This is a genomic window from Agromyces sp. PvR057, assembly GCF_040547485.1.
Taxonomy (GTDB): Bacteria; Actinomycetota; Actinomycetes; order Actinomycetales; family Microbacteriaceae; genus Agromyces.
The window spans coordinates 1,037,832-1,050,426 of the sequence record NZ_JBEPPT010000001.1; the positions used below are offsets into that span (position 1 = coordinate 1,037,832).

The window sequence follows — 12,595 nt, forward strand, 5'->3', positions numbered from 1 at the left end:
GCTGGTCGCGCACGGTCGCCCCGAACGCCTCAGCGGAAGATGATCGTGCGCGCGCCGTCGAGCAGCACGCGGCGCTCGGCGAACCACTTCACCGCCTGGCTCAGGGTGCGGCTCTCCTCGTCCTGCCCGATCGCGACGAGCTCGGCGACCGAGCGCGAGTGCTCGACGCGCACGACGTTCTGCTCGATGATGGGCCCCTCGTCGAGGTCGCTCGTGACGAAGTGCGCGGTCGCGCCGATGAGCTTCACGCCGCGTGCGTGCGCCTGACGGTAGGGGTTCGCGCCCTTGAAGCCCGGCAGGAACGAGTGGTGGATGTTGATGCATCGGCCGGCGAGGGCCGCGCAGAGCTCGGGCGAGAGGATCTGCATGTAGCGGGCGAGCACCACGAGCTCGATGTCGTGCGCGTCGACCGCCTCGAGCACGCGCGCCTCGAACGCGGCCTTGGCCGCGGGATCGGTCACGGGGGATGCCTCGAACGGCACCCCGTAGAAGTCGACCAGGTCGCGAAGGGTGCCGTGGTTCGAGAGCACGAGCGGGATCTCGATCGGCAGCTGTCCGGCGCGCTGGCGGAACAGGAGGTCGTTGACGCAGTGGCCCGCGGTGGAGGCGAGCACGAGGGTGCGCAGCGGCCGCCCGACCTCGTCGAGCTCCCACGTCATCTGCCAGCGGGCCGTGATCGGCTCGAGCGCAGCCTCGAACTCGGCGCGCAGTGCGGGCGACTCGATCTGCACGCGCATGAAGAAGCGGCCGGTCTCGGTGCTCGCGAACTGCTGGCTCTCGGTGATGTTGCCGCGCGCGGCGACGATCGCTCCGCTGATGGCGTGCACGATGCCCGGCGAGTCGACGCAGCTCAGCGTGAGGACCCAGTGGTTCAGGTGGTCGGTCGAGGCATCCGAGGTCATCCGCCCAGCGTACCGGGGAGGCGACGCCGGGGAACGCGCCGGCGGCCGGGCGCCGGCCGCGCTAGTCGAGCCAGGTGACGCCGGCCGCGGGGCCGCTGCGGTCGTCGACCACGTAGCGCACCGTGACGTCGATGAAGTTGGACACGAGGGCCAGCAGCGCTCCGGATGCCGCGGCGCGGCCGCTCCCGTCGAGCACGACGTCGCTCGTGTACCACCCGCCGAGGCTCACTCGGACGACGGCGTTCGCCGCGCCGACGTACTCGCCCTGCCAGCCGAAGCGCCCCCAGCCGAGCCGGAGCTGCGGACTCGAGAGCGCCACCTCGATCGTGGTCGCCGCGGAGACGTTGCCCGCGGTGTCGGTCTGCACCACGGCGATGGCCGTCGTGGCGGCGGGCAGGCCGTCGACCGTGATCGTCCACGCGCCGTCGGCGGTCGCCGTGGTGGACCACGTGCGGCCGTTCGCCGTGACCAGCACGCTCGCGCCGGGCTCGGCGGTACCGGAGAGGATCGGGTCGACGCGGCCGTCGGCGGTGTCCGGCTCCGCCACGCCCGGCGGCAGTGCGACGGCGTCGACGGGGTCGACCGGGTCGACGGGGTCGACGGGGTCGACCGGGTCCACGGGGTCGACCGGGTCCACGGGGTCGACCGGCTCCACCGGCTCGACGATCGGCGGATTCGGGTTCGTCGGGGTCGCGGCCTCGCGCAGCGGCGAGGCGGGGAGCGGCTCGGACGGGCCCGGTTCGGTGTCGGGCTCCGGTTCGGGCTCGACGCTCGGCGCGGGGGCCTCGGGCGTCGGCGCGGGCGGCGCTGTCGGGGCCGGGCCTGCGGCGGGCTGCTCGGACGACTCTGCGGCCACCGCCGCGGCCGGTGGCGCCTGGTCGGGCGAGGCCGGTCCGAAGTTCGGCGCGACGACGACCGCAGCCGCGACGGCGGCGGCCGCCAGGGCGAGCACGCCGATGCCGCCGCCGATCGCGACGCCGCCGATGCCCGCGGTCGCCGCGCCCGAACCGGCGGCCACGGCCGCCGATGACCCGGCGGCACCGCCGGAGGCCGCGCCGCCACTCGAGGCTCCGGCTCCGGAGGCTCCGGCGCTCGTCGAACCAGCCCCTGCACCGCCCCCGGCTCCCGCACCCGCCACCCCGAGGGCGACGTCGGCCACCGGCACGCCCTGCGAGAGCCACGCCGAGTACGCCGTGGCGCCGCCGACGCCGGCCACGAGGGGCAACAGCACGAGGGCGAGTCGCGAGCCGACCTCGCGTGCCTCGGCCGCGATGATCGTGCACTTGGCGCAGCCGTCGAGGTGCGTCTCGAGCCGTGCGGTGTCACGGGTGCCGAGCTTGCCGCGCGCATAGGTGCCGAGCCGCTCGATGGTCCAGCCGCACTCGGGCTCGGTCTTCGCATCGCGCAGGTGCGCACGGATCCACGCCTGGCGCAGTCCCTCGCGCGCCCGGTAGGCGAGCGCCGCGGTGCTGTTCGCGCTCATGCCGACCAACGGGGCGACCTGTTGCGGGGTCATGCCCTCGACCTCGCAGTACCAGAGCACCTCCTGCCACCGCGTCGGCAGCGAGCGGAACGCGCGCGCGGTCGTCGACCGGTCGAGCGCGTCGAGGGTCGCCGCTTCGCTCGTCGCGGGATCTTCGAAGGACTCGAGCGTCTCGAGGTTGGTCTCCTGCCGCGCGCGGCCCCAGCTCGAGGCCGTGTTGCGGATGGTCGTGAACAGGTAGGGCCGGAACGCCCCCTGTGGGCCGCCGCCGGCGAGCAGGATGTCGTAGATGCGGGTGAACGACTCCGAGACGAGGTCGTCGGGGTCGAGCGAGCTGTACGAACGTGCCACGGTGCGCGCCGCGGCCGCGTGACGGTTCCAGAGCTCCCCGTATGCGGCGCGGTCGCCCGTGCGGACGCGCGCGATGAGCGCGGCGTCGGCGGACGGTTCTTCGCGCAGGCGGGCCATGCCGCCTCCTTCGGGTTCGGGCGAGCGGGGGTTCACCTGAGAGACGCGTCGGAGGGCGGATCATGACGCGATTCAGGACGGGTAGGGCTATTTCACCAGATTTCCTCAGGAACCGCGTCATGAATCGGGCGCCGAGGCGTCTCATAGGTGAGGGCGACCGAGAGGTGCCCTTGCGGCCGGCCGGCGCCGGGACCCCAACCCCACGCCGGTCGGACGCCGGGATCGGCTCGTCGTGGGGGCGATGACCGATCGCCTGAGCGGGTCCGGAGGTGAAGGGGAACACACCTGCGGACCCGCTCTCGGGGCGGGCCGTCGCCCGGGTGCGCCACGACGATGCGCGACGCGTCAGGCGAGTTCGGTGCCGGCGCCCCACACGCGCTCGACCGAGAGGTCGTCGCCGAGCAGCACCGCGTCGGCCGCGAAGCCCACGTCGAGGCGGCCGAGGTCGTGCGCGCGACCGATCGCGGCGGCCGGCACCTCGGTGAGGGCGGCGATCGCGACCTCGACCGACAGGCCGCTGACGGCGACCGCGCGCTGCAGCGCGACGTCGAGCGTGAGCGTGGAACCGGCGATCGACCCGCCGTCGACGAGTCGTGCGACGCCGTCGACCACGTCGACCTCGAGCGATCCGAGGAGGTACCGGCCGTCGGCAGAGCCCGCCGCGGCCATCGCGTCGGTGATGAGCGCGATGCGGCCGGGCGCCCCGGCGAACGCGAGGCGCACGACGTCGGGATGCACGTGCACGCCGTCGTTGATGACCTCGAGGGTCACGTGTGGTGCGTGCATCGCCGCGACGACGGGCCCCGGCATCCGATGGTGGATGGCCGGCATCGCGTTGAACGCGTGCGTGAGCAGTGAGGCGCCGGCGTCGAAGGCCGCGAGAGCGGTGTCGAAGTCGGCGCCGGTGTGGCCGACGGCGACCCGGACGTCCGCGCCGACGAACCGGGCGATCGCCGCGGACGCGCCCTCGTGCTCGGGGGCGATCGTGATCTGCCTGAGCGTGCCGTCGGCCGCGTCGAGCAGGCGGTCGACGGATGCCGCATCGGCCGCCCGGAGCAGCGCGGGGTCGTGTGCGCCGCGGAAGCCGTGGTCGAGGAACGGCCCCTCGAGGTGCGAGCCCAGCAGCCGAGGGTCGCGGCGGCTGATGGCGGCGATGGTCTGCACCTGCGAGACCAGGTCGTCGATCGACGCGGTCACGAGGGAGAGCACGCTGCGCGTGGTGCCGTGCCGGTTGTGCACCGAGAGGATGCGTTCGATCGCCTCGACGCCCTCATCGGCGGCGGCCCCGCCGGCCCCGTGGCAGTGCAGGTCGATGAACCCCGGCGCGAGCAGCCGCCCCGCGGCATCCGTCACGTGGACGTCGGGCGCGTCGAGGCCCGAGGGCTCGGCCCAGGCGCCGCCCGTGCCGACGGCGGCGATGCGGTCGCCGTCGAAGCGCACCCAGGCGTCGTCGACGATGCCGGAGGCGCGAACGAGGCGCGCGGAATGGATGACGGTCGTGCCGGAGCTCACGAGGCAACGATAACGTCGTAGCCGTGCTCGCTGAGCCGTTGGCGCTGCTCCTGCGTCGCGCCCTCGTCGGTGATGACGGTCGTGAACAGCCGGCTCGGACCGATTGCGGCGAAGGCACGCTTGTCGATCTTCGAGGAGTCGGCGACGATCACCGCGTGCGCGGCACGTGAGGCCATGAGCGTGTTGACCGCGGCCTCGCGCTCGTCGTGCGAGGTCGGCCCCACGAGCGCGTCGATGCCGTTGACGCCGATGAACGCGAGATCGAGCGTGATGTTGCCGAGCACCGCGTCGACGTAGGAGCCCACGAGCTCGTAGGACCGCGGGTGCACGACGCCGCCCGTCACGACGGTCTTGATCTGCGGCCGCACCGAGAGCTGCATCGCGATGTTCAGCGCGTTCGTGACCACGGTGAGTCCGGGGTCGGGCGCGGGCTCCATGATGTCCGCCCGCGCCATGAGCGCGTCGGCGATCGCGGTCGACGTCGTGCCTCCGCAGAGGCCGATCACGGCGCCGCGCGGCACGAGTGCGCTCGCGGCCCTGGCGATGGCCGCCTTCGCATCGGGGTTCTGCTGGTTCTTGTAGCGCAGGGGCAGGTCGTAGGCGACGGAGTGGGCGACGGCGCCGCCGCGAGTGCGCGTGAGGAGCTGCTGCTGGGCGAGCGCGTCGAGGTCGCGGCGCGCGGTCGCCGGCGACACGGCGAGCCGATCGACGATCTGCTCGACCTCGACCTGGTTGTTCTCGGCGAGCAGGTCGAGCACGGCGCTGAGACGCTCGGCACGGTTCATCCGTTGGGGTCCTTTCCGGCGGATCCGAAGAGCTCGAGGAGGCGCGCGGCCTCGAGGGCGACCGCATCGCGCCCGGCGGCGAGATACGTTCGCGAGTCTACGACGGCGGGGTTCGCGTCGAGGGAGGCGCGGATCGCCCTCGTGAACTGCGCGTTCAGGTGCGTCGACACGTTGACCTTGACGAGCCCCGAGCGGATGCCCTCGACGAGCAGGTCGTCGGCGACGCCAGACGATCCGTGCAGCACGAGTGGCACCGGCACGGCACTGCGGAGACGCGCGATGAGGCCGAGGTCGATGGCGGCGACGCGCTCGGTCATCGCGTGCGAGGAGCCCACCGCCACGGCGAGGGCGCCGACGCCGGTCTCGTCGACGAAGCGGGCGGCCTCGTCGGGGTCGGTGCGCACGCCAGGAGCGTGGGCGCCGTCCTTGCCGCCGATCTCGCCGAGCTCGGCCTCGACGAGCACGCCGGATGTCGCGGCGTGGGCCACGACGCGACGCGTGGTCGCGACGTTCTGCTCGAACGGGAGCTTCGCGCCGTCGTACATGACGGAGCCGAAGCCGAGGTCGATGGCCCGCAGCGCCAGGTCGGGGTCCTCGGCGTGGTCGAGGTGCACGGCCACCTGCGCGCTGGAGGTGTCGGCGACCGCGAGGGTCGCACGGGCGATCGGGTCGAGTCCGCCGTGGAACTTCACGCAGTTCTCGGAGAGCTGCAGCACGACCGGCAGCCCGGTCTGCTCTGCGGCGGCCACGAGGGCCTCGGCGGTCTCGAGGTGCAGCACGTTGAAGGCGCCGAGTCCGCGTCGCGCGGCGACGGCCTCGTCGAGCAGGCGGCGGGTGGGGGCGAGCGTCATGCGGGATCCTCGTGGGTCTCGGCGGTGCGGGGGAGCAGGGGCTCGACGACGACCTCGCGTTCGAAGGCGTCGTGCTCGGGTGAGAGGGAGCCCGCGAGCGGTGCGAGCACGGCGGATGCCGACCACGCGACCGCCTTCCGCGCCAGTCGGCGTCGAGCCTCGGCGGCGGGCACGGTGTCGGCGTCGAAGGCGATGGGCTCGACGAGGGTCGCGGCGATCGCGGCGACGGCGGCGTCGCCCGCCCCGGTCGCATTGCCGCGGAGCACACGAGGAAGTCGTGCGCGGACCGGTCGACCGCCCTCCGCCCGGCTGACCAGCATGAGCCCGTCGCCGCCGAGCGAGACGACGACGAGCGTCGCGCCGAGGTCGAGCAGGATGCGGGCACCCGCCAGCGGGTCGTCGAGCCCGGTCGCTGCGGTGAGCTCCTCGCCGTTCGGCTTCAGCGCGTAGGCGCCGGCGCGCGCGGCCTCGAGGAGCCCGGGGCCGCTCGTGTCGACGATCACGCGCACGCCCGAGGTGTTCAACGCGGTCACGAGCGCGCCGAGCTGCTCGGGCGCGTAGCCGGGCGGGAGGCTGCCCGCGATGACGACGACGTCGACGCGGGCGGCAGCGTCCGGGGCGGCCGCGGCCAGGGCGGCCGTGTCGAGGGCGGCCGCGGCCAGGGCGGCCGTGTCGAGGGCGGCAGCCTCGTCTGGGGTGAGCGGGGAGCCGTGCTCGTTGAGCACGGCGGTGTGCGCGGCATCCGTGTCGACGATGGCGACGCTCCGGCGCGTGGCGCCCGAGACGGGCACGAGTCGATGCGGGACGCCGCTCGCGACGAGCTCCGCGGCGAACTCGGCACCGGTCTGGCCGCCGGCGGTCGCGAGTGCGAGCACGTCGATGCCCTGCCCGTGCAGCACCCGGGCGACGTTGACGCCCTTGCCGCCCGCACGGGTCGTTCCCGTACCGACGCGATGCGTCTCGCCCGGGACGAGCCGGTCGACCTGCCACGTCAGGTCGAGCGCCGGATTCGGCGTCACCGCGACGATCATGCGGTCGCCCCCGTCGCCCGGCCCGTCGCGAGGTCGCGGGCCGCGAGCGCCGTGCCGAGCAGGCCGGCGTCGTCGCCGAGGCTCGCGCGGAGCAGCGCGGGGCGGCGGTGGAAGCTGAGGCGCGCGTCGAGACGCTCGCGCAACGGGTCGAACAGGGCCGCGCCGGCCTGCGAGAGCCCGCCGCCGATGACGACCGCCTGCGGCGCGATGGTGGCGGTGAGCCTGGCGAGCGAGTCGGCCAGTGCGTCGAGGGCGTCGTTCCAGACGCCCGCCGCGATCTCGTCGCCGGCCGTGGCGGCCGCGAGCACCTCGCGGGCACCGAGGACGGGGATGCCGGATGCCGCGGTGTAGCGCCGCGCGATCGCACCGGCCGAGGCGATGGTCTCGAGGCATCCGATCGCCCCGCATGCGCACCGCTCGCCATGCGGATCGGACAGCGAGTGGCCGATCTCGCCGGCGAACCCGCCGCCGGCGAGCGGCCTGCCGTCGAGCACGATCGACCCGGCGATGCCCGTGCCGATGGCCAGCACGATCACGTCGTCGTAGCCCTGCGCGGCCCCGAGGCGGTGCTCGGCGTCGCCCGCGGCCCGCACGTCGTGCCCGAATGCGACCGGCAGGCCGAGCGCGCGCTCGCCGTGGGCGCGGATCGGCGCGTCGCGCCATCCGAAGTTCGAGGCGAAGACGCCCACGCCGGCAGTCTCGTCGACGATGCCGGGAACGCTGAGGCCCACGGCGACCGGTTCGACGCCCGGATGCTCGGCGAGGAGGGCCGCGGCCAGCTCGGCCAGGGAGTCGACGACCGAGCGTGCCGGGTCGGCCGGATCGATCGGGGTCGCCGTGCGTCGGAGACCGACGACCCGCCCGGTCCGGTCGACCAGCGCCGACTTGGTGTCGGTGCCGCCGACGTCGAAGGCGAGCACCGCGGAGCCGGGCCCGAGCACGGGCCGGCCCGGCTCGGCGGCGTCGCCCGAGGGCGAGCCGTGCGCGGGGGAGCGGTCGTCGGCGGACATGGTCAGGCGTCGAGGATGACGGAACGCGTGAGGTTGCGGGGCGCGTCGGGGTCGAGCCCACGGGCACGGGCTCTGGCGAGTGCGACCCGCTGGGCGCGGACGAGCTCGGCCATCGGATCGAGCGTCCCGGCCTCGAACCTGGCGCCCGTCGCGTGCACGTCGCCTGCGAGTCCCGTCGGCGCCTCGCCGAACTGCCACGTCACGCGACCCGGTGCGGCGATCGCGATGGGTCCGTGGCGGTACTCCATCGACGGGTAGGACTCGGTCCACGACTGCGATGCCTCGCGCATCTTCAGCGCCGCCTCGTGCGCGAGGCCGACCGACCAGCCCTGCCCGAGGAACGAGTACTGCTCGGCGTCGACCAGCTCGGGGTCGAGCGTCTCGTCGACGGCCGCCGCGGCATCCGCGATCGCCCGCTCGAGGTCCTCGCCGAGCGAGGCGCGGAAGAGCGCGAGCGCGGTCGTCGCGAAGCGGGTCTGCACGACCGACTGCTCGTCGGCGAACGGCAGCGTGATCGCCTCGTCGACGAGGCCGACGAGCGGCGACGTCGGGTCGCCGATGACGCCGACCGTGCGCACCCGCCCGCGGAGGTGCTCGACGAGCTGCAGCACCTCGGTGGTCGTGCCCGACCGGGTCAGCGCGACCACGGCGTCGTAGCCGCGATCGACGAACGCCTCGGACGCCGTGAACGCGTCGGTCTCGCCGTGGCCGCCGGATTCGCGGAGCCAGGCGTACGACTGGGCCATGAACCAGGACGTGCCGCAGCCGACGACCGCGATGCGTGCGCCGTGCGCGGGCAGGGCTCGCTGCTCGTCGGTGAGTGCGGCGGCTCGGGCCCAGGTCGACGGCTGCGACTCGAGTTCGGCGGCCATGTGCGCTGCGGGCTGATGGGTCGGCGTGGAGGTCACGTGTTCTGCTCCCGGGGAGTCGGTCGGGCTCGCGAGGCGAGCGTGATGAATTCATGATTGCAGATGAGTGCTTGGCCTGTCTAACAATCATGCCTGCGCGTGTTTTGGAAAGCGTACGGCTGCCGACGTTGGTTTGTGAAGTTCCTGAACAAATTGCGTAACGATCGTTCGCGAGGGGTTGACGCCCGCTGGAGCGGAGTCGTAAGTTTTCCGCACCGAGTGAACGAATCTGCTCGTTTATCGGAGAAACGTTCATGAAACAGCACATCGCAGCGTGAATGTGCTCGATCGGAACACACGCACCGGGGCGTGAACGCTCGACGCGGCCGGTGCACCACCCATCAGAGTGAGGAAAGCATCCATGAAGAAGTCACTGCGTCTCAGCGCAGCGGTCGCGCTCGCGGCCACGGCCACGCTGACGCTCGCGTCGTGCGGGTTCGGCGGCGGCGGATCCGACGACAGCGCGTCGGGCAAGACCACGATCGACCTGCTCGTTCCCAGCTACTCCGATGCCACCCAGGGCCTCTGGGAAGACGTCATCACGGGCTTCGAGGCCGAGAACACCGACATCGACGTCAAGCTCGAGGTCCAGTCGTGGGACAACCTCGAGACCGTCATCGCCACGAAGATCCAGGCAGGCGAGGCGCCCGACATCTACAACGGCGGCCCGTTCGCCGGCTTCGCCGCCGACGACCTGCTCTACCCGGCCGAAGACGTCGTCTCGCCCGAGACCTACTCCGACTTCCAGGACTCGTTCATCGCCAACGCCGAGGTCGACGGCACCGCCTACGCGCTGCCGCTCATCGCGTCGGCCCGCGCGCTGTTCGTGAACAACGCCCTGCTCGAGCAGGCCGGCGCCCAGGCTCCCACCAACTGGGACGAGCTGCTCGACGCCGCCACCAAGGTCTCCGCACTCGGCGGCGGCGTCGCCGGCTATGGCATGCCGCTCGGCTCCGAGGAGGCGCAGGCCGAGGCGGCCGTGTGGCTCTGGGGCGGTGGCGGCACCTTCGGCGACGCATCGACGATCACGATCGACGACCCGTCGAACCTGCCCGGTGCCGAGCAGATCAAGAAGATGATCGACGCGGGTGCGACCCAGGCCGACCCGGGCTCGACCGACCGCTCGCCGCTCATGGACATCTTCATCCAGGGCAAGATCGGCATGCAGGTAGGCCTCCCGCCGACCGTCGGCCAGATCGCCGACAACAACCCCGATCTCGACTACTCGATCGTGCCCATCCCCACCAAGGACGGCAGCCCCTTCACGCTCGGCGTCATGGACCAGCTCATGGCCTTCCAGAACGACGGCGACAAGCAGGATGCGATCACGAAGTTCCTCGACTACTACTACTCGTCCGACGTGTACGTGCCGTGGGTGCAGGCCGAGGGCTTCCTGCCGGTCACGAAGTCGGGCGCCGAGGCGCTCGGCGGCGAGGAGGCGCTGAAGCCGTTCCTCGACGTGCTGCCCGACGCGCAGTTCTACCCGAGCACCAACCCCGGATGGTCGGCCGCGGACTCCGCGTTCAAGGCCCTGTTCGGCCAGATCCAGACGAAGCCCGCGCAGGACGTCCTCACCGAGGTCCAGGCGCAGGCCGACGCGGGCTGACCCGACCAGCGCACCAGCACCATCACGCACCAATCAGCACGACCGGAGGGATCGGTGACCACCGACTCATGAGCACCACGTCAGATGTGTCATCGACCCCGGCGGGGGCGGCCGACAGCCGCCCCCGCTCCGGCGGGTCGGGGTCGGGCCGAAGCGCCGGCCCGGAGCCAGAAGTCCCCGTGGGCGAGCGCCGGCCGCGCCGCCGCGGCCGCGACCTCCTCGCGGCCCTGCCCTGGATCGGCCCCGCCCTCGTCCTCATCTTCGGCGTCGTGCTGTACCCGGCCGTCGTCATGTTCTTCAACTCCACGCGGGACATCTCGCAGTCGGGCGTCGACAAGGGATCGGTCGGCTTCGACAACTTCGTCGAGGTGTTCAACTTCCCGTACTTCTGGCCGATCTTCGGCCGCACGATCATCTGGGTCGTCGTGGTCGTCGCGGTGACCGTGCTGCTCTCGCTCGGCCTCGCCCAGATCCTCGACAAGGCGTTCCCCGGCCGGCGCATCGTCCGCCTCGCCGTGATCATCCCGTGGGCCGCCTCGGTCGTCATGACGACGATGGTCGTCTACTACGGACTCGAGCCCTACTTCGGCATCATCAACAAGTTCCTCGTCGACGTCGGCCTCGTCGACACGCCAGAGGGCTACGGATGGACCCGCAACCCCGAGACGGCCTTCGCCTGGTCGATCGTGGTCGCCGTCTTCGTCTCGCTGCCGTTCACCACGTACACGATCCTCGCGGGCCTCGCGACGGTGCCCGGCGACATCGTCGAGGCCGCGAAGATGGACGGTGCCGGGCCCGTGCGCACCTACTTCAGCATCGTGCTGCCGCAGCTGCGCGGCGCCCTCAGCGTCGCCGTGCTGATCAACATCATCAACGTGTTCAACTCGCTGCCGATCCTGAAGGTCATGACCGGCTCGATCCCCGGCTACGACGCCGACACGATCATGACGCTGATCTTCAAGTACATCCAGAACCAGCACAAGCTCGACGTCGCGAGCGCGCTCTCGGTCGTCGCGTTCCTGATCGTGATCGTGATCGTCGCCGTGTACGTCCGGGTCGTCAAGCCCATGAAGGAGGTCTGACCGTGGCCGTCACCGCCCCCGCCTTCGAGACGATCGCCCCGCCCGCGGCATCCGCTCGCAAACGTCGCTACACCGAGGACCAGATCCCGCTCGGCCGTGTGCTGCTGCGCATGCTCGCCGGTCTCGTCGTGCTCGCGATCTTCATCCTCCCGTACACGATCATGTTCTTCGGCTCGGTCAAGACGAAGGCGCAGATCCGCTCGGTCGACCCGACCTACTTCCCCCAGGAGTGGCACTGGGAGAACTACATCACCATGTGGTCGACGCCCGAGACCCCCCTCGTGCAGAACCTCATCTCCACGATCGTGATCGCGGTGTTCGCCACGCTGCTCGTGCTGCTCGTGGCGATGCCCGCGGCGTACTACACGGCCAGGTACCTGTTCCCCGGGCGCATGGTGTTCCTGTTCCTCGTCATCGTCACGCAGATGCTGCAGCCGGCGGTGCTCACCTCGGGCCTGTTCCGCCAGTTCGTGGCAGTCGACCTCGTCGACACGTGGGCGGCGATGATCCTCATCAACGCCGCGTTCAACCTGTCGTTCGCCGTCTGGATCATGCACTCGTTCTTCGCCGGCATCCCGAAGGAGGTCGACGAGGCCGCGCAGATCGACGGCGCCGGGCGACTCACCGTGCTGTTCCGCATCCAGCTGCCGCTCGTGTGGCCCGGCATCGTGACCGCGATCGTCTTCACGTTCGTCGCCTGCTGGAACGAGTTCGCCGCCTCGCTCGTGATCCTCTCGACCGCGGGCAACCAGCCGCTGTCGGTCGCGCTCACGAAGTTCGTGGGCCAGTACGAGACGAGCTGGCACTACGTCTTCGGCGTCTCGGTCGTGGCGATCATCCCGGTCGTGATCCTGTTCATGCTCATCGAGAAGCGCCTCGTCGGCGGCCTCACGGCGGGCAGCGTCAAGTAACCCCGGTTCCGGATGCCGCGGCGCGCCGCCGCGGCATCCGGCACGC

Annotated in this window: 11 protein-coding genes; 3 read left to right on the forward strand and 8 right to left on the reverse strand. The window is 71.9% G+C overall.

Features of this window, described 5'->3' with window-relative positions; translation table 11 throughout:
- Positions 1–29: 29 nt before the first annotated feature.
- From purU to ABIC29_RS04650, 8 genes are all read right to left on the reverse strand, one after another.
- A complete protein-coding gene (gene purU, locus ABIC29_RS04615; RefSeq protein WP_116081046.1) occupies positions 30–902 on the reverse strand; it encodes a formyltetrahydrofolate deformylase in 873 nt (290 codons plus the stop codon).
- A 61-nt stretch (positions 903–963) separates the two neighbouring features.
- Positions 964–2,853, reverse strand: coding sequence for a sigma-70 family RNA polymerase sigma factor (locus tag ABIC29_RS04620; protein WP_354243182.1), 1,890 nt, complete (start codon positions 2,851–2,853; stop codon positions 964–966).
- A gap of 345 nt (positions 2,854–3,198) precedes the next feature.
- On the reverse strand, positions 3,199–4,365 hold the full coding sequence (locus ABIC29_RS04625) for an N-acetylglucosamine-6-phosphate deacetylase (protein ID WP_116081048.1): 1,167 nt from the start codon (positions 4,363–4,365) through the stop codon (positions 3,199–3,201).
- Positions 4,362–5,150, reverse strand: a complete 789-nt coding sequence (locus tag ABIC29_RS04630; RefSeq protein WP_116081049.1) for a DeoR/GlpR family DNA-binding transcription regulator — start codon at positions 5,148–5,150, stop codon at positions 4,362–4,364. Before ABIC29_RS04630 ends, ABIC29_RS04625 begins: the two co-directional genes overlap by 4 nt.
- Positions 5,147–6,001 carry a class II fructose-bisphosphate aldolase gene (locus ABIC29_RS04635; protein WP_116081050.1) on the reverse strand — a complete coding sequence of 285 codons (855 nt, stop codon included), beginning with the start codon at positions 5,999–6,001 and terminating at the stop codon, positions 5,147–5,149. The genes ABIC29_RS04630 and ABIC29_RS04635 overlap by 4 nt, the downstream gene beginning before the upstream one ends.
- On the reverse strand, positions 5,998–7,020 hold the full coding sequence (locus ABIC29_RS04640) for a 1-phosphofructokinase family hexose kinase (RefSeq protein ID WP_354243186.1): 1,023 nt from the start codon (positions 7,018–7,020) through the stop codon (positions 5,998–6,000). The genes ABIC29_RS04635 and ABIC29_RS04640 overlap by 4 nt, the downstream gene beginning before the upstream one ends.
- Positions 7,021–7,028: 8 nt before the next feature.
- A complete protein-coding gene (locus ABIC29_RS04645; RefSeq protein WP_116081052.1) occupies positions 7,029–8,042 on the reverse strand; it encodes an ROK family protein in 1,014 nt (337 codons plus the stop codon).
- 2 nt (positions 8,043–8,044) lie between these two features.
- Complete coding sequence (locus tag ABIC29_RS04650; RefSeq protein WP_116081053.1) at positions 8,045–8,914, reverse strand: SIS domain-containing protein; 870 nt, start codon at positions 8,912–8,914, stop codon at positions 8,045–8,047.
- A gap of 397 nt (positions 8,915–9,311) precedes the next feature.
- Between ABIC29_RS04650 and ABIC29_RS04655 the strand changes: the two genes are divergently transcribed.
- From ABIC29_RS04655 to ABIC29_RS04665, 3 genes are all read left to right on the forward strand, one after another.
- Complete coding sequence (locus ABIC29_RS04655; RefSeq protein WP_116081054.1) at positions 9,312–10,556, forward strand: extracellular solute-binding protein; 1,245 nt, start codon at positions 9,312–9,314, stop codon at positions 10,554–10,556.
- A 179-nt stretch (positions 10,557–10,735) separates the two neighbouring features.
- A complete protein-coding gene (locus ABIC29_RS04660; RefSeq protein ID WP_354243189.1) occupies positions 10,736–11,638 on the forward strand; it encodes a carbohydrate ABC transporter permease in 903 nt (300 codons plus the stop codon).
- A gap of 2 nt (positions 11,639–11,640) precedes the next feature.
- Entirely contained in the window at positions 11,641–12,549 is a 909-nt protein-coding gene (locus ABIC29_RS04665; protein ID WP_354243192.1) for a carbohydrate ABC transporter permease, read from the forward strand.
- Positions 12,550–12,595 lie beyond the last annotated feature (46 nt).